Source organism: Pseudomonas sp. BN515 (assembly GCF_029873155.1).
GTDB lineage: Bacteria > Pseudomonadota > Gammaproteobacteria > Pseudomonadales > Pseudomonadaceae > Metapseudomonas.
Map to the genome: position 1 here is coordinate 71,669 of NZ_SSOH01000073.1, position 17,863 is coordinate 89,531.

12 protein-coding genes and 2 tRNA genes are annotated in these 17,863 nt (G+C 65.2%); 9 read left to right on the forward strand and 5 right to left on the reverse strand.

The annotated features are described in order from the left end of the window. Positions 1 to 78: 78 nt before the first annotated feature. The 3 genes from relA to cysM form a co-directional block, all read right to left on the reverse strand. Positions 79 to 2,325: a GTP diphosphokinase gene (gene relA, locus E8E91_RS19420; RefSeq protein WP_280377925.1), complete on the reverse strand. Its 2,247-nt coding sequence runs from the start codon at positions 2,323 to 2,325 to the stop codon at positions 79 to 81. A gap of 83 nt (positions 2,326 to 2,408) precedes the next feature. Next, a complete protein-coding gene (gene rlmD, locus E8E91_RS19425) occupies positions 2,409 to 3,761 on the reverse strand; it encodes a 23S rRNA (uracil(1939)-C(5))-methyltransferase RlmD (protein WP_280377927.1) in 1,353 nt (450 codons plus the stop codon). 135 nt (positions 3,762 to 3,896) lie between these two features. Next, positions 3,897 to 4,805: a cysteine synthase CysM gene (cysM, locus tag E8E91_RS19430; RefSeq protein ID WP_280377928.1), complete on the reverse strand. Its 909-nt coding sequence runs from the start codon at positions 4,803 to 4,805 to the stop codon at positions 3,897 to 3,899. Between the two features lie 288 nt (positions 4,806 to 5,093). Here cysM and E8E91_RS19435 point away from each other — a divergent pair, with 288 nt between their 5' ends. Continuing rightward, positions 5,094 to 5,774 carry a Fe2+-dependent dioxygenase gene (locus tag E8E91_RS19435; RefSeq protein ID WP_280377930.1) on the forward strand — a complete coding sequence of 227 codons (681 nt, stop codon included), beginning with the start codon at positions 5,094 to 5,096 and terminating at the stop codon, positions 5,772 to 5,774. Positions 5,775 to 5,808: 34 nt separating this feature from the next. On the opposite strand, the gene E8E91_RS19440 is transcribed toward E8E91_RS19435, so the two are convergent. After that, positions 5,809 to 6,021 (reverse strand): hypothetical protein, encoded by a 213-nt coding sequence (locus E8E91_RS19440; protein WP_280377932.1) that lies wholly within the window; start codon positions 6,019 to 6,021, stop codon positions 5,809 to 5,811. A 114-nt stretch (positions 6,022 to 6,135) separates the two neighbouring features. Here E8E91_RS19440 and E8E91_RS19445 point away from each other — a divergent pair, with 114 nt between their 5' ends. From E8E91_RS19445 to E8E91_RS19460, 4 genes are read left to right on the forward strand one after another with little or no spacing between them, the layout of a single operon-like run. Then, complete coding sequence (locus E8E91_RS19445; protein ID WP_280377934.1) at positions 6,136 to 8,898, forward strand: response regulator; 2,763 nt, start codon at positions 6,136 to 6,138, stop codon at positions 8,896 to 8,898. A 60-nt stretch (positions 8,899 to 8,958) separates the two neighbouring features. Then, positions 8,959 to 9,942 carry a 2-hydroxyacid dehydrogenase gene (locus tag E8E91_RS19450; RefSeq protein ID WP_280377936.1) on the forward strand — a complete coding sequence of 328 codons (984 nt, stop codon included), beginning with the start codon at positions 8,959 to 8,961 and terminating at the stop codon, positions 9,940 to 9,942. Between the two features lie 35 nt (positions 9,943 to 9,977). After that, positions 9,978 to 10,418 carry a hypothetical protein gene (locus E8E91_RS19455; protein WP_280377938.1) on the forward strand — a complete coding sequence of 147 codons (441 nt, stop codon included), beginning with the start codon at positions 9,978 to 9,980 and terminating at the stop codon, positions 10,416 to 10,418. Then, on the forward strand, positions 10,415 to 10,822 hold the full coding sequence (locus E8E91_RS19460) for an META domain-containing protein (protein ID WP_280377940.1): 408 nt from the start codon (positions 10,415 to 10,417) through the stop codon (positions 10,820 to 10,822). Before E8E91_RS19455 ends, E8E91_RS19460 begins: the two co-directional genes overlap by 4 nt. A gap of 114 nt (positions 10,823 to 10,936) precedes the next feature. On the opposite strand, the gene dinB is transcribed toward E8E91_RS19460, so the two are convergent. Next, positions 10,937 to 11,992 (reverse strand): DNA polymerase IV, encoded by a 1,056-nt coding sequence (gene dinB / locus E8E91_RS19465; RefSeq protein WP_280377942.1) that lies wholly within the window; start codon positions 11,990 to 11,992, stop codon positions 10,937 to 10,939. Between the two features lie 187 nt (positions 11,993 to 12,179). On the opposite strand from dinB, the gene E8E91_RS19470 reads away from it, so the two are divergent. The 4 genes from E8E91_RS19470 (at position 12,180) to mprF (ending at position 17,859) form a co-directional block, all read left to right on the forward strand. Further along, a tRNA-Met gene (locus tag E8E91_RS19470) sits at positions 12,180 to 12,256 on the forward strand. Positions 12,257 to 12,371: 115 nt separating this feature from the next. Then, positions 12,372 to 12,448, forward strand: a tRNA-Met gene (locus E8E91_RS19475). Between the two features lie 145 nt (positions 12,449 to 12,593). Further along, positions 12,594 to 14,999, forward strand: a complete 2,406-nt coding sequence (locus E8E91_RS19480) for an EAL domain-containing protein (RefSeq protein WP_280377944.1) — start codon at positions 12,594 to 12,596, stop codon at positions 14,997 to 14,999. A 214-nt stretch (positions 15,000 to 15,213) separates the two neighbouring features. After that, the gene (mprF, locus tag E8E91_RS19485) at positions 15,214 to 17,859 is read left to right on the forward strand and encodes a bifunctional lysylphosphatidylglycerol flippase/synthetase MprF (protein ID WP_280377947.1); all 2,646 of its coding nucleotides are present in this window, start codon (positions 15,214 to 15,216) and stop codon (positions 17,857 to 17,859) included. Positions 17,860 to 17,863: the final 4 nt, after the last annotated feature.

Here is a 17,863-nt window from a genome sequence, read left to right on the forward strand (position 1 = left end):
GGATCATCAGTAGGTTGGTGCAGAGCGGAGCGAAGCCCAACATGGGCGTTGGGCCTCGCAGGCTCGGACCAACCTACATCAAGCAGCCCGGTTGCGGCGGGCTTCGATGATATTCGGCAGCTGGGAAATCCTGGCCAACAGGCGGCCCAGCGCATCCAGACCAGGGATTTCGATGGTCAGCAACATGGCGGCGGTGTTGTCTTCCTTGTTCGAGCGGGTGTTCACCGCCAGCACGTTGATGCGCTCGTTGAGCAGCACCTGGGAGACGTCACGCAGCAGGCCGGAACGGTCGTAGGCGCGGATGATGATGTCCACCGGATAGGTCTGCACCGGCACCGGCCCCCAGCTGACCTGGATCATCCGCTCCGGCTCGCGGCCGGCCAGTTGCAGCGCCGAAGGGCAGTCCTGGCGGTGGATGCTGACGCCACGGCCGAGGGTGATGTAACCCACGATAGGGTCTCCCGGCAGCGGTTGGCAGCAGCCGGCCATCTGCGTGAGCAGGTTGCCCACGCCCTGGATCTGCACGTCGCCGCGCTTGCCCGGCTTGTAGTGGGAGGCCTTGCGCGGGATCAGCTCCAACTGCTCGCTGTGACCGCGCTCCGGCTCCACCAGCGCCTGGGCGCAATTGACCACATGGGCCAGGCGCAGGTCGCCGGCGCCCAGAGCCGCGTGCATGTCTTCGGCAGTGCGCAGGTTGCACTTCTCGGCCAGTCTCTCGAAATCCACCGGCGGCAACGCCAGGCGCGACAGTTCGCGCTCGAGCATGGCCTTGCCGGCGGCGACGTTCTGGTCGCGGGCCTGCAGCTTGAACCAGTGGACGATCTTCGCCCGCGCCCTGGAGGTGGTGATGTAGCCCAGGTTCGGGTTGAGCCAGTCGCGGCTGGGCGCGCCCTGCTTGCCAGTGATGATCTCCACCTGCTCGCCGGTCTGCAGCCCATAGTTCAGCGGCACGATGCGGCCGTTGACCTTGGCGCCCCGGCAGTTGTGGCCGATCTCGGTATGCACGCGATAGGCGAAGTCCAGCGGCGTGGCGCCCTTGGGCAGGTCGATGGCGTGGCCATCGGGGGTGAAGACGTAGACCCGGTCGGGCTCGATATCCACCCGCAACTGCTCGGCCAGGCCGCCGATATCGCCCAGTTCCTCGTGCCATTCGAGCACCTGGCGCAGCCAGGCGATCTTTTCTTCGTAATGGTCGGAGCTCGACTTGACGTCGGTGCCCTTGTAGCGCCAGTGGGCGCAGACCCCGAGTTCGGCTTCCTCGTGCATGGCGTGGGTGCGGATCTGCACCTCCAGCACCTTGCCGTCCGGACCGATCACCGCCGTGTGCAGGGAGCGGTAGCCGTTCTCCTTGGGGTTGGCGATGTAGTCGTCGAATTCCTTGGGAATGTGCCGCCAGAGGGTGTGCACGATACCCAGCGCGGTATAGCAATCACGCAACTCGGGCACCAGCACCCGTACCGCGCGCACGTCGTAGATCTGGCTGAACTGCAGGCCCTTGCGCTGCATCTTCCGCCAGATGGAATAGATGTGCTTGGCGCGGCCGCTGATGTCGGCCTTGACGCCGGTTGCTGCCAGTTCCTCGCGCAGCTGCTTCATCACGTCGGCGATGTACTGCTCGCGGTCGAGGCGGCGCTCGTGGAGCAGCTTGGCGATCTGCTTGTACTGGTCCGGCTCCAGGTAGCGGAAGGACAGGTCCTCCAGCTCCCATTTGATATGACCGATACCGAGGCGGTGGGCGAGAGGCGCGTAGATGTCGAACACCTCGCGGGCCACGCGGTGGCGCTTCTCCTCGTCGGCGTTCTTCACTTCACGGATGGCGCAGGTACGCTCGGCCAGCTTGATCAGGGCGACGCGCACGTCGTCGACCATGGCCACCAGCATCTTGCGCAGGTTCTCCACCTGCGCCTGGGTGCCCAGGACCATGGAATGGCGGGGATTGAGACTGGCACTGATGGCGGCCATGCGCAGCACGCCTTCGATCAGCCTGGCCACCACCGCGCCGAAGCGCTGCTGCACGGCTTGCAGCTGGATCTTGCCCTCGCGCACGCCGCGGTAGATCACCGCGGCTACCAGGGATTCCTGATCCAGCTTCAGGTCCGCGAGGATCTCGGCGATCTCGAGGCCCGTCTGGAAACTGGAATTACCCTCGGCCCAGCTGTTCTTCGCAGCGATGGCCTGTTGCTCGGCGTCGCGGGCGAACTCGCATGCCTCTTTGAGTACCGCGCGATCGAGCACCGGGTCGAGGCTGATGACATGGTCCAGCCACGCCTCGAGGTTGATGCTGCCGTCTGTATTGACCGGCTGTTGCGCTCTCACCTGTACCATCTTGCCTACCTTCCCTACGACGTGAACCCCTCACGTCGAATTGTCGCCAGCCTCTGTCGTGCCGGTCGGATTACGCGGGCTTCCTAGCCCGCCTCGAATAACGCCATGGCCTCGACATGGGCCGTCTGAGGAAACATGTCGAGAATCCCGGCCTTCTTCAGCTGGTATCCCTGCTTGACCAGTTCGGCACTGTCACGCGCCAGGGTCGACGGGTTGCAGGATACATAGACCACTCGTTTTGCACCGGTTGCAGCAATCTGCCGAACGGCTTCGAATGCGCCGTCACGCGGCGGATCGAGCAACACGGCATCGAAACCCTGCCGGGCCCAGGGCGCATCGGCCAAGGGGTTCGACAGGTCGGCCTGGAAGAAGTGCACATTATCCAGGCCATTGGCGGCGGCATTGCCGCGCGCCCGTTGCACCATGGCCTCGACACCTTCCACCGCCACCACCTCGCGCACCTGGCGCGCCAGCGGCAGGGCGAAGTTGCCGAGCCCGCAGAACAGATCCAGCACCCGCTCGCCCGGCTGCGGTTTCATCCAGTCTAGCGCCTGCGCCACCATCGCCTCGTTGACCGCCTCATTCACCTGAACGAAGTCACCGGGGCGATATTCAAGCTCCAGACTCCACTGCTCCAGGCGAAAGCCGAGGCGCGCGCCCGGCTGATCCGGATGGGGTTCGCCTTCGCCGTGCAGCCAGAGCTGAGCCTGGTGCGCCGCGCAGAATTCGCGCAGGCGCTGCAGGTCGGCCTCGCCCAGGGGCTGGGTATGACGCAGCAGCAATGCCGACGCGGTGCCGTGGAACAACTCCACGTGGCCAACTACCTGCGGCTTTTCCATCCCCTTGAGCACGTGAGGCAACGCACGCATCAACGACTGCAAGGGCTGTACCAGCACCAGGCAATCCTTGATCCCCACAATCGCCTGGCTGGAAGCCGCGCGGAAGCCGACGTCCAGCTGACGCGCCTTGACGTCCCAGCGCACAGCGATGCGAGCACGGCGCCGATAACCGAAATCGGTCCCCACAAGTGGGGCCACCCATTCCTGCGGCTGGAGGTCGGCGACGCGCGCCAGCTGCTCGGCCAGGGTGCGCTGTTTCAGGGCAAGTTGCTCGACATGGGGCAGGTGCTGCAGGGTGCAGCCACCGCATTGGCCGGCATGGGCGCAGGGCGGCACCAGACGTATCGGGCTGGCACTCAGCACGCGCTCGGCACGGGCTTCCACCACCTGGCTGCGGGCGGCAAGAACACGGGCCTCCACCTCTTCCTCGGGCAGCGCCCCGGCAACGAACCAGGTGCGTCCTTCGATGAAAGCGATGCCGCGTCCGTCGTTGGCCAGGCGCTCGATGACCAGCCGCTGCTTCTTGCCTACGGGAACTTGCGGGGTCCGCGCTCCGCCGCTGGGCTGGAAGCGCAGACCGGTGTTACGCCGGGACATGGTGAACGCTCTGAAGAGATCGTGACGAGCGGCCCGAGAGCAAGGCGGACGGAGCGCAGCGACGAGACATATCGTTTGAATAGGCAAGGAGCGAGCACCGCCCAACGCAGCTATCGAGACGCACAGTAGATATCTTCACAGCCGTTCAGGGTCTTCGTAGATGCCGGTAGAGAGATAACGGTCGCCACGGTCGCAGATGATCGCCACCATCACAGCGTTCTCCACTTCGCGGGACAGGCGCAGCATGGCCGCGACCGCACCACCGGAGGAAACGCCGCAGAAGATGCCTTCTTCGCGGGCCAGGCGGCGCATGGTGTCCTCGGCTTCGATCTGGGCCATGTCGACCACGCGATCGACGCGCTCGGCCTGGTAGATCTTCGGCAGGTATTCCTGCGGCCAGCGGCGGATGCCGGGGATGGCCGATCCTTCCTGCGGTTGCAGGCCGACGATCTGGATCGCCGGGTTCTGCTCCTTGAGGTAGCGCGACACACCCATGATGGTGCCGGTGGTCCCCATGGAGCTGACGAAATGGGTGATGGTGCCCTGGGTCTGCTGCCAGATTTCCGGGCCGGTGCCGACGTAGTGGGCTTCGGGGTTGTCGCCGTTGGCGAACTGGTCCAGCACCTTGCCACGGCCGCCGCGCTGCAGGCTTTCAGCCAGGTCGCGAGCACCTTCCATGCCTTCTTCGCGGCTGACCAGAATCAGCTCGGCGCCGTAGGCGGTCATGGCGGCCTTGCGTTCGGCGCTCATGTTGTCCGGCATGATCAGCATCATCTTGTAGCCCTTGATGGCTGCTGCCATGGCCAGGGCGATGCCGGTGTTGCCGGAAGTGGCCTCGATCAGGGTGTCACCGGGCTGGATATCACCGCGCAGTTCGGCGCGAGTGATCATCGACAGGGCCGGGCGATCCTTGACCGAACCGGCGGGGTTGTTGCCTTCAAGCTTGACCAGGAGGGTGTTGCTGGTTTCGCCAGCCAGCCGCTGCAAACGCACCAGCGGGGTGTGGCCGATGCAATCGGCGATTGTGGGGTACTGCAGAGTCATGGCGGGTTTCGCAATCCAGACGCAGGGGGTGCATATGATAGCGGCAAACCGCGCAACACCATATGGCGCGAGCGTTTCGGCTTATGGCGTGCAGCTATAACGATGTAGCGGAAATGCATTTCCCCGCCACCTGCGCACCAGTCGGCCCTGGGAAGCTCCGAATCCTGGGGATAGGAATGAAGCCACCGCGATTCCGACGAGCCCGCCCGGCCGCTGCCGATGTACAGCGTTAATGGAAATAAATACTATTCGCCTCCACTCCACTCCAACCAACCCCGGTAGACCGCCATGCTCCTGCACATTCCCGGAATCTTCACGACGGAAGAGGCAACGCGAATCCGCGAAGCACTGGAGCAGGCCGAATGGGGGGACGGTAAGGTCACCGCCGGCTATCAGTCGGCCAAGACCAAGAACAACCAGCAACTGGCGGAAAGCGACCCACTGGCCCGCGAAATCAGTACCGCCATGCTGCAACGTCTGTGGAACAACCCGCTGTTCATCTCCGCGGTACTGCCGAACAAGGTCTACCCGCCCCTGTTCAACCGCTACAGCGGTGGCGGCGCGTTCGGTTACCACATCGACAATGCCGTGCGTGCCATCAAGGGCAGCCCCGAGCAGGTGCGCACCGATGTCTCCGCCACCCTGTTCTTCAGCGAACCGGAGTCGTACGACGGTGGCGACCTGGTGATCCAGGACACCTACGGCGAACACCGCGTGAAGCTGGCCGCCGGCGACCTGGTGGTCTATCCCGCCAGCAGCCTTCACCAGGTGGAACCGGTCACACGGGGCGCTCGCCTGGCGTCCTTCTTCTGGATCCAGAGCATGATCCGCGAAGACAGCCAGCGCGCCCTGCTGTTCGACATGGATCAGGCAATCCAGAGCCTGGCCCGCGACGTTCCGGACCACCCTGCCCTGGTCCGGCTCACTGGCAACTATCACAACCTGCTGCGACGCTGGGCCGAGGTCTAGGCAGCGCAGCTCCTGTTCAAGCCCCGGACGCGAGTCAGGCTCCTGGCCCGGGCCGCCAGGGCGGCAGGACGTCCATGAGAATCAGATCGAAGCCTTCCTCACGGAGCAGCCCCAGGCCTTCTTCGCCTTGCTGGCGCAGCGCGACGTCAAGACCGCCGCTCTGAAGACGCTCATGCTGATGGAAAGCCAGCAACGGCTCGTCCTCGACGGCAGGGATGCGCACGAGGGCCAAGGAAGTGGCCAGCATGGAAATCACCGGTAAATGAAAAGGATTGTCGAGTACGAACTTCGACAAAACTGCCGGAAGATTCCCATCCAATGAGCCGCTACACTGCGCGGAAAACCCATGGGGAGGACGGGCGTGTACAAGGATCTGGGCATCAAGGGCCGCGTGCTCATGCTGACGCTGCTGCCCACCAGCCTGCTGGCATTGGTACTGGGCGGCTATTTCACCTGGGTACAACAGGCCGATATGCAGGCTCAGCTGCTGCAGCGTGGCCAGATGATCGCCGAGCACCTGGCGCCACTCGCCGCCCCCGCCCTGATCCGCGGCGACGCGGTGCTGCTGGAGCGTATCGCCGACCACGCTCTGGACCAGGCCGACGTGCGCGCGGTGAGCTTCATCGGCGCCGACCACAAGCGTCTCGCCCACGCCGGGCCGCGCATGCTCAATGAAAGCCCCGATGGCGAGGGCAACAACCTGGCGCTCAAGAGCAACACCGAAGCCACCCGCTTCCTGCAACCGGTGTTCGAACGCCACCGGGTGCTTTCCGGCGACAAGGCGAAGCTGCCCAATGACGACCTGCTGGGCTGGGTGGAACTGGAGATGTCCCACCAGGGCACCTTGTTGCGCGGCTACCGTAGCCTGCTGGCCAGCCTGCTGCTGATCACCACCGGCCTGGGCGTCACGGCGCTGCTGGCCCTGCGCATGAGTCGGGCGATCAACGATCCGCTGCGGCGCATCAAGCAGGGCGTAGCGCTGCTCAAGGAAGGCCGCCTGGAAACCCGCCTGCCCCCGCTGGGCAGCCATGAACTGGACGAGCTGGCCTCGGGCATCAACCGCATGGCCGAAGCCCTGCAAACCGCCCAGGAAGAGTTGCAGCACAACATCGACCAGGCCACCGAGGACGTGCGCCAGAACCTCGAAACCATCGAGATCCAGAACATCGAACTGGACCTGGCGCGCAAGGAGGCCCTGGAGGCCAGCCGCATCAAGTCCGAATTCCTCGCCAACATGAGCCACGAGATCCGCACCCCGCTCAATGGAATCCTCGGCTTCACCAACCTGCTGAAGAAAAGCGACCTCACCACGCGCCAGCAGGACTACCTGAACACCATCGAGAAGTCCGCCGACAGCCTGCTCGGCATCATCAACGAGGTGCTCGACTTCTCGAAGATCGAGGCCGGCAAGCTGGTGCTGGAAAGCATCCCCTTCAACCTCCGCGACCTGATCCAGGACACCCTCACCATCCTCGCTCCGGCGGCCCACGAGAAGCGCCTGGAGCTGGTCAGCCTGGTCTACCGCGACACCCCGCTGCAGCTCATGGGCGACCCGATGCGCCTCAAGCAGGTACTGACCAACCTGGTGAGCAACGCCATCAAGTTCACCCGCGAAGGCACCATCGCCGTGCGCGCCATGCTCGAGGACGACAGCGACGACGAACTGGCGCAGCTGCGCATCAGCGTGCAGGACACCGGCATCGGCCTGACCGACGGCGATCTGCGCGCCCTGTTCCAGGCCTTCACCCAGGCCGACAACTCCCTCTCCCGCCAGGCGGGCGGAACCGGCCTCGGGCTGGTGATCTCCAAGCGCCTGATCGAACAGATGGGCGGCGAAATCGGCGTCAGCAGCACGCCAGGCGTCGGCTCGGAATTCTGGATCACCCTCAGCCTGCCGAAATCCCTGGACGAGATCGAAGACAGCGCGCAGCCCTACCTGGAAGGCCGCCGCGTGGCGGTGCTCGAACCCCAGGAGCTGACGCGGCAGGCCCTGCGCCACCAGTTGGAAGACAGTGGCCTGGAAGTGCTCGACTTCCCCAGCATCGGCAACCTGGTGGACGAAGTCGCCGCTCACCGCCTTGGCAATCGCCCCATCGGCCTCGCGGTCATTGGCGCGGACGTCCAGGCGCTCTCGCCGGAGCAGCTCAGCCAGCGCGTCTGGGAGCTGGAACAGCTTGGCTGCAAGAGCCTGGTGCTCTGCCCCACCACCGAACAGGCCCTTTACCACCGCGCCCTGCCAGAAGCCCACAGCCAGCTTCAGGCCAAGCCTGCTTGCACACGCAAACTGCAACAGGCGCTCGGCGGGCTGATCAGCCCACGTCCAATCCGCGTCGATCCGCCGCAAACACAAAGCAGCCGCGCGCCGCGCGTGCTCTGCGTCGACGACAACCCGGCGAACCTGCTGCTGGTGCAGACCCTGCTGACCGACATGGGCGCCGAGGTGCGTGCCGTCGACAGCGGCTTCGACGCCATCGAGGCGGTGCAGCGCGAGCGTTTCGACCTGGTGCTGATGGACGTGCAGATGCCCGGCATGGACGGCACCCAGGCCACCGAGGCGATACGCCGCTGGGAGAACGAGCAGCGCATCGACCCGGTTCCCATCGTCGCCCTCACCGCCCACGCCCTGGCGAACGAGAAGCGCGCCCTGCTCCAGGGCGGTATGGACGATTACCTGACCAAGCCCATCGGCGAACGCCAGTTGACCCAGGTGGTGCTCAAGTGGACCGGCCTCAGCCTCGGCGGCCAGCCGGTACAACGTCAGGGATCGGGATGGGAAAGCCGGGACGACAACGGCCTGGAAGTGCTAGACCCCGAAGAGGGGCTGCGCCTGGCAGCCGGCAAGGCTGACCTCGCCGCCGACATGCTGTCGATGCTGCTGGCTTCCCTCGACGCCGACCGCGAAGCCATCCGGTTTGCTGCCCGCAGCGGCGACCGAAGCACCCTGCTGGAACGGGTCCACCGCTTGCACGGAGCCACCCGCTACTGCGGCGTTCCGCAACTGCGCGCCGCCTGCCAGCGCAGTGAAACCTTGCTCAAGCAGAACGACCCGGCCGCCTCGCAGGCCCTCGAAGAACTGGATGCGGCCATCGCCCGCCTGTCCGAAGTGGCGCGGATGGAGGCCTGATCCGGGACAACGTGAAGTGGCCAGACGCCAGCTATGCTGCTGAACAACCAAGGAGAATCCATGCGCACCATTCTGTTCAGCAGCCAGGCCTATGACCGCGAGAGCTTCCTCGGCGCCAGTCCCACCTTCGAGCTGCACTTCCAACAGGCACGCCTGACCCTCGATACCACCGCCCTGGCCAATGGCTTCGACGTGGTTTGCGCCTTCATCAATGACGACCTGTCCGCCCCGGTGCTGGAGCGTCTGGCCAACGGCGGAACCCGATTGATCGCCCTGCGTTCGGCCGGCTACAACCATGTCGACCTGGCAGCAGCCAAGCGCCTTGGCCTGACCGTGGTGCGGGTTCCGGCCTACTCGCCCCATGCGGTGGCCGAACATGCGGTGGCCCTGATCCTGGCCCTCAACCGCCGCCTGCACCGCGCCTACAACCGCACCCGCGAAGGCGACTTCACCCTCCACGGCCTCACCGGTTTCGACCTGGTGGGCAAGACCGTGGGCGTAGTTGGTACCGGACAGATCGGCGCGACCTTCGCCCGCATCATGGCCGGCTTCGGCTGTGGCCTGCTGGCCTTCGACCCACAGCGTAACCCCAGTGTCGAAGCGCTGGGCGCGGTCTATGTCGACCTGCCGGAACTGCTGGCCGACAGCGACATCATCAGCCTGCACTGCCCGCTCAACGAAGCCACCCGCCATCTGATCAATACCCAGAGCCTGGAGCGAATGAAGCCCGGTTCCATGCTGATCAACACCGGGCGTGGCGCGCTGGTGGATACGCCAGCTCTGATCGACGCGCTCAAGTCCGGCCAGCTCGGCTACCTGGGCCTGGATGTCTATGAAGAAGAAGCCAACCTGTTCTTCGAAGACCGTTCCGATCTACCGCTACAGGACGACGTACTCGCTCGGCTACTGACCTTCCCCAACGTGATCATCACCGCCCACCAGGCCTTCCTCACTCGCGAGGCCCTGGCCGCCATCGCCCGCACCACCCTGGACAACATCGCCGCCTGGGCCGCCGGGCGGCCGTGCAATCAGGTGGATGCCTAGGCCATGTTAGGATGCGCGCCCTAGCCGGAGGACCTATGGCCGAACACGATTTTCGCTACAACCTGCTCAACCCCGCCCACACCCTGAACGAATGCCGCGCCCTCTCCCCGGGCCTCTATCAGGTCACGGGCACCGGCGGCTCGATTCAAACCGGCGACACCCTGCTGGTGACCCTCAAGGGCAGCCGCGACCTCAGCATGCGTCTCACCGTGGACAAGGTGCGCCACCTGATCAACCCGCCCGGCCAATGGCTGGCGGTGGCCAAGGGCCCGGCCTTCAAGGAACTCGCTATCCACAACTGGCACGTCGACTGCGACGCCTGCGGCAAGCGCCTGGACTTCGAATTCGCCGTCGACAGCGGCCTCGGCAAACAGGCCCAGGCACCGGCCGCCGAGGCGCGCATCGCGGAACTGGGATGGCGCAATCACGCAGGCAAGCACTTCTGCCCGAATTGTCGTCAGGAGGACACCCAATGACCCGGAACACCCTGCTGCTGGCCGTTCTGGCCGCCGCCATCACCGGCTGCGCCAGCGATCGTCCGCAACTGGAAACCGGCACGACCTACCAGGTGGAATGGATCGGCGAGCGCCCGCTGATTGATAACAGTCACCTGACCATCACCCTGGGCGATGACAACCGCGCCTATGGCAACGCCGGCTGCAACCACTGGTTCGCTTCCTACACGATGGAAGGCGACAAGCTGACCTTCGGCGCCGCCGGCAGCACGCGCAAGATGTGCGCGCCCGCGCTGATGGAACAGGAACAACGCTTCCTCGACGCCCTGGGCAAGGTGCAGCGCTGGGACATTTCCCCCATCGACCAGCTCCGACTGTGGCCGGCCGAGGGCAAGGCGATCCGGCTGTGGCCGGTGGAAGGCTGAAACAATCCGCCTTTCTCCTCTTTGTGGGAGCGAATTCATTCGCGAAACGAACCCACGGGCCGCTCCGCAGCCCTTCGCGAATGAATTCGCTCCTACAAAAAAGCAGGCCGTGCCTTAGAAGAGGTTGAGCTGCTCGACTGCGCCACGCAGGTCCTGCAAACGCACCCCTACCCCGATCAACCGCACCGGCTTGTCGCCACGGGCGAACGCCGCGCTGAGCAATTGCCGGTAACTGTCCAGGTCGCGGCGGGCGCCGGCCTGTTCCAGGGTGGTCTGGGTGAAGTCGTGGAACTTCAGTTTCACGAAGGGCTTGTCTGACTTATAGCTGCTGTCCAGGCGCGCCATGCGCCCACGCAGCTCATCCAGTAGTGCCGGCAGTTGCTCCAGGCAGGCATCCAGATTGGGCAGGTCCTGGTCGTAGGTGTTTTCCACGCTGATGGACTGCCGCCTGCTGTCCACCTGCACGATACGGTCATCCTGGCCACGAGCCAGGTTATAGAGCCGCTCGCCGAAACTGCCGAACTCCCGCGCCAGCGCCAGCTTGTTCCAGTCGCGCAGGTCGGCGCAGGTACGTATGCCGAGGCGCGCCATCTTCTCCGCCGTCACCTTGCCCACGCCGTGCAGCTTGCTCACCGGCAGTGCGGCGACGAACTCATCCACCTGGTCCGGCGTGACCACGAACATCCCGTCCGGCTTGCGCCAGTCGCTGGCGATCTTGGCGATGAACTTGTTCGGCGCCACCCCGGCAGACACCGTGATATGCAACTCGGAGGCGACGCGCCGACGAATTTCCTGGGCGATGCGCGTGGCGCTGCCGTTGAAATGCGGGCTGTCGGAAACGTCCAGGTAGGCCTCGTCGAGGGACAGCGGTTCGATGATCTCGGTGAAGTCGCGGAATATCTGATGGATCTGCCGCGACACCGCCTTGTACACATCCATGCGCGGCCGGACGATGGTCAGGTCCGGACACAGCTTGACCGCCGTCCGCATCGGCATCGCCGAGCGCACACCGTAGGCACGGGCATCGTAGTTGCAGGTCGCCACGACCCCACGCTTGTCCGGCGAGCCGCCAACCGCCAGGGGTTTACCCGCCAGCGACGGGTCGTCGCGCATCTCGATGGCGGCGTAGAAGCAGTCGCAGTCAATGTGGATGATCTTTCGTTGCGGCATGGTGATCGGTGGTGCGAGGGCGGTTCGGATAGCAGGCGATGATACCGCAGCCCGAGCCCTCTCCAGCCGCTCTAGCACACGTCCGGGCAGCGCCCCTTCACCTCACCCGATTGCTAAATATTTGAGGGAAAAAGAATTTTTCTGCGAAATCGTTTGACAGCCCCTCGCAGAACTGTAGAATTGCCGCCGCGGGATGGAGCAGTCTGGTAGCTCGTCGGGCTCATAACCCGAAGGTCGTTGGTTCAAATCCAGCTCCCGCAACCAACATTAGAAAAAGGCCACTCTTCGGAGTGGCCTTTTTCGTTTGGGTCGAAATAAGTATTTGATTTAAATGAAAGAAATCGTTTGACAGCCCTCCGCAGAACTGTAGAATTGCCGCCGCGGGATGGAGCAGTCTGGTAGCTCGTCGGGCTCATAACCCGAAGGTCGTTGGTTCAAATCCAGCTCCCGCAACCAGTTTCCAAAAAGGCCACTCTTCGGAGTGGCCTTTTTCGTTTCCGCCTCCCTCCTCCGTCCGTCAAGGCTGCTCGTCAGTCCCCCATCCGGAAAAGTCCCGACTTCTATACTTGAAGCGCACCTGTCCACCTGGTGGAGGTTCGACATGTCCGGTTACTGCGCCTCCAGTGAGGAAGTCGAATACCTGAACCGCGCGCTGCGTACGCTGAGCGGATGCAATCGAGCCCTGTTGCGCGCCGAAGACCCGTGCTTCCTGTTCAAGGAAATCTGCCGGGTGGTGGTGGAGGAAGGCGGCTATCGCATGGCCTGGGTGGGACGCGCCGAACATGACGAAGCACAATCGGTGACGCCCCTGGCTCACGTTGGACTCGACAAGGCGTATGTCGATTCGCTCAACATCACCTGGGCCGATCGCGAACGCGGACGCGGCACCACCGGTACCGCCATCCGCACCGGTGTCCCGACCATCACGCGCAATATCCTCACAGACCCCAGGCTCAGCCCCTGGCGGGAGAGCGCCATCACCCACGGCATTGCCTCGGTCCTGTCCCTGCCCCTGCGGGTAGACGGCGAGATCTTCGGCGCCCTGGCCATCTGCGCCAAGGAGCCCGATGCCTTCGGTGAACGGGAACTGGCACTGCTCAGTGAAGCCGCCGACGACATGGCCTTCGGCCTCCAGGCCCTACGCATCAAGGCCCGACGCCGGCAGGCCGAGCAGCAGGTGGAAGCCCTCAACCGCGCCCTGGCCACCCGGGTCGCGGTCAACCATGCAGTGATCCATGCCACCAGCGAAACACCGCTGCTGACGGAAATCTGCCGGGTCCTTGTGGATGAATGCGGCTATCGCCAGGCCTGGGTCGACTACCGCCAGGACGACCCGGTGCGCCCATACAAGGTGATGGCCTGCAACGCGGCCGATGGCATCTGCCAGGGGTGGGGCGCGGGCGGCCATGACGGCAGCTTCCATGGCCAGCTGGAAGCCGCCTTGCAGGCGGGCGACCCGCTGGTACTGCGTGACCTGCTCAACGACCCCGAAGCCGCGCTCCATGAAGAAGCCCGTGAATATGGCTTCGCGTCGGCGTTGGCCCTGCCCCTCAAGGTGGAAGACACGCTCATCGGTATGCTGGTGATCATGGCCGAGCGCGCCGATGCATTCGATGAGAAGGAAGTTGAACTGCTGCTGGCCACGGCCCATGACCTGGGCTTCGGCATCTCCACCCTGCGCACCCGCGCCCGTGCGGTGGAAGCCGAGTCGACCATCCGCCGCATGGCCTATGAAGACGCATTGACCGGCCTGCCCAACCGCGTACGCCTGCGCGAACTGCTCGATACCGCCATCGCCAATGCCCGCCAGGAGCGCCGCCCCTTCGGCCTGCTGCACCTGGAGATCGCCCGCAACCAGGAAATCAACGAAACCCTCGGCTATCGAGAAGGCGACCGTCTTCAGATCGAAATCGCCTCCCGCCTGAAGCAGGTGGTGGGGGCGGAACGCACGGTGGCGCGAATGGGCGAATGTGAATTCGCCGTGCTCATGCCCAACGGCGGCGCCGAGCACGCTTCGCAACTGGCCAAGCAAATACTCATGGCGCTCTACGACCCGGTCGAACTCTCCGGCCTCTATCTGGAAGCGCGGGCCAGTATCGGCATCGCCCTCTACCCCGGCCACGGCACGGCTCCGGAAGCCCTGATCCGTCGCTCCGGCAGCGCGATGGAACAGGCCAAGCGCTCCAATACCGGCTTCGCGGTGTTCCAGGGTGGTCTCGACCAGGAATGCGCCCAGCACCTGACGCTGATGGGCGACCTACGCCGAGCCATCGACCGCAACGAACTGCTGCTCTACTACCAACCCAAGGTAGAGATCGCCAGCAATCGCGTGTGCGGCACCGAGGCGCTGGTGCGCTGGCGCCATCCCCAACACGGCATGCTGCCGCCCGACGAGTTCGTGCGCCTGGCCGAGAACACCGGCCTTATAACCCCACTGACCCTCTGGGTGCTGGATACCGCGCTGGGCCAGCGTTATGCCTGGCATGAAGAGGGAGATGAGCGCCCCATTTCGGTCAATCTCTCGGCCCACGACCTGCGCGACCCGCGGCTGCTGGAACGCATCCAGGGTTCCTTCGCCACCTGGGGCGCCAAACCCCACTGGATCGAGTTCGAACTGACCGAAAGCGCGCTGATGGAAGATCCGGTGGCCTCGCAGCAGACCCTGTCGGCACTCAAGGACCTGGATGCCCACCTGACCATCGACGACTTCGGCACCGGCTATTCGTCCCTCGCATACCTGCAACGGCTGCCGGTGGACTCGCTGAAGATCGACCAGTCCTTCGTCAGCGGTATGACCACCAACGCGGGGTCGGCGAAGATCGTCCGCTCCATCATCGAACTGGCCCACAACCTGGACCTGACGGTGGTGGCCGAAGGGGTGGAGGACCAGTTGACCTTCAACCAGCTCGGCCAATACGGCTGCGACATCGCCCAGGGCTACAAGATCAGTCAGCCGATTCCAGCCGAACAGTTCCGCGATTGGGAGACCCGCTCGGTCTGGCACTGACCGGCGGGCCGTCGCGCGGCAAATTGCCGCCCTCCCCTGACGCTCCCCGACTTCCCGCAGCGGCGGGACTCCCTGCTCGCCTAGACTTGCCGGTGCACCCGGCCGTTTTACGCGCTAGACCATCGAAAGGCCGGCGAAGAAAAAGTTCTGCCAGACACTTGGAACTTGCTGTCGGCGCCCACACTCAGTGGCGCACATTGCCCAGAGGTGCTCGATGCGCGCCAACACCCCGCCAGTGGAAAAGCCGGCCAACGGCCAACTCAACGAAGAATCCGCCCAGATCCGCTGGCTCGACAGCCTTACAGCCTATCGGCAGTGGATCGTCATCGCCTTCACCCTGCTGGTGTTCATCCTCGGCCTGCTGGCGTGCTGGCACCTGTTGCGGGAACTCGACCCGGACGCACTGCGCTCCGCCATTGCCGATGTACCCGGCACCAGCCTGCTGCTGGCCCTGGGCGCCACCGCTGTCAGCTTCATCGCCTACGTAGGCTACGAGTGGTCCGGCTGCCGTTTCGCCGGTGTGCACCTGCCCTTGCAGCGCATGGCGCTGGGCAGCTTCTGCGCGTCGGGCGTGGGCAACGCCGTCGGCCTGTCGATGCTCACCGGCGGCTCTGTACGTTTTCGCCTGTACGGGCGCGACAACCTCGGCGCTGGCGACATCGCCCGCATCACCCTGTTCGCCAGCCTCTCCCTGGGCTCGGCGCTCCCGCCGCTGGCGGCGCTGGCCGCCCTGAGTGCCCCGGCCGCCGCCTCGATCGCCCTGGGCCTGCCGGAAAGCCTGGTGATCTTCATGGCCGTGGGCGTGCTGCTGGCCGGAGCCGCACTGGTCTTCTGGATCTCGCGCCAGCGCGCTCCCGAACCACCGGTGCCCGGCTGCATCGACATCCGCCTGGGCAACCGCAGCGTGCGCCTGCCCGGCCTGCGCCTGTCAGCGCTGCAACTGCTGATCACGGTAGTGGACGTCTGCGCCGCCGCCTGCGTGCTCTACGTACTGTTGCCAGACGCGCCGCCGCTCGGCGCCTTCCTGCTGGTCTACATGCTGGCCCTGGCCGCTGGCGTACTCAGCCACGTTCCAGGCGGGGTCGGCGTGTTCGAAGCCGTCCTGCTGGCGGCCTTCGCCGGCCAATTGGGCGCTGCCCCCCTGGCGGCCGCCCTGTTGCTCTACCGCCTGATCTACGTCGGCCTGCCACTGGTGCTGGCCTGCCTGCTGTTGCTGGCCAATGAGGCGCAGCGCCTGTTCCCCGCCGGCCGCCAGGCATTGCGCGCCGCCTCCGGCCTGGCCGCGCCGGTACTGTCGCTGCTGGTGTTCCTGTCCGGTGTGGTGCTGCTGTTCTCCGGCGTCACCCCGGCGGTGGACACCCGCCTGGAACACCTGAGTTTCCTGATCCCCCATCGCCTGATCGACGCCTCGCACCTGGCCGCCAGCCTGGTCGGGGTGCTCTGCCTGCTGCTGGCCCACGGGTTGCGCCATCGCCTGTCGGCGGCCTGGGCGCTGACCGTGGTGCTGCTGCTGACCGGCGCCGGCCTGTCCCTGCTCAAGGGCTTCGACTGGGAAGAAGCCAGCCTGCTGAGCATGACCGCCGTACTGCTGGCGATATTCCGTGCGGCGTTCTATCGCCCCAGCCGCCTGCTGGAGATGCCCTTCTCGCCGATCAACCTGGCGGCCAGCGCCTGCGTGCTGATCGCGGCCCTCTGGCTGATGTTCTTCGCCTTCCAGGACGTGCCCTACGACCATGAACTCTGGTGGCAATTCGCGGTGGACGGCGACGCGCCGCGCGCCCTGCGCGCCTCCCTGGCCAGCGGCCTGCTGCTGGCCGGCATCGCCCTGGCCTGGCTGCTGCGACCGGTGCCGCCGACCATCCACGAGCCGACCGATGAAGAGCTGGAGCGCGCCGCCGAGGTGATCCGCAGCTCCGACCAGCCCGATGGCGGCCTGGTGCTGACCGGCGACAAGGCCCTGCTCTTCCATCCCCAGGGCGACGCCTTCCTCATGTATGCCCGCCGTGGCCGCAGCCTGGTGGCGCTGTTCGACCCCATCGGCCCGTCCCACCGCCGCGCCGAGCTGATCTGGCAGTTCCGTGACCTCTGCGACCATCACCACGCCCGGCCGGTGTTCTACCAGGTACGTGCGGAGAACCTGCCCTATTACATGGACATCGGCCTGTCCGCCCTGAAGCTCGGCGAGGAAGCACGGGTCGACCTGCCCCGCTTCGACCTCGACGCCAAGAACAAGGCCATGAAGGACCTGCGCTACACCTTGAGCCGCGGCCAACGCGACGGGCTCAGCCTGCAGATCTATGAAGTCGGAACTGCGCCCCTGGAGCAGTTGCAGGCCATTTCCGACGCCTGGATGCAGGGCAAGCAGGCACGGGAGAAAGGCTTCTCCCTCGGCCGCTTCGACCCGGACTACCTGAAGCATTTCCGTATCGCCACCATCCAGTTCGAGGGCAAGCCGGTGGCCTTCGCCAACCTGCTGGAAACCGAAGGCAACACCCTGTCCAGCATCGATCTGATGCGCGTGCATCCTCACGCACCGAAGCTGACCATGGAATTCCTGATGCTCAGCCTGCTGCTGCACTACAAGGAACGTGGCCACGCCCGCTTCAGCCTGGGCATGGTGCCGCTCGCCGGCCTGCAACCCCGTCGTGGTGCGCCCTTGACCCAGCGCCTCGGCGCGCTGGTGTTCCGCCGCGGAGAGCAGTTCTATAACTTCCAGGGACTGCGCCGCTTCAAGGAGAAATTCCAGCCCGAGTGGGAGCCGCGCTACATGGCCGTGCCCGCCGGCCTCGACCCTCTGGTGGCGCTGGCCGACACCGCCGCGCTGATCGCCGGCGGCTTCACCGGCCTGGTCAAACGCTGAGGTG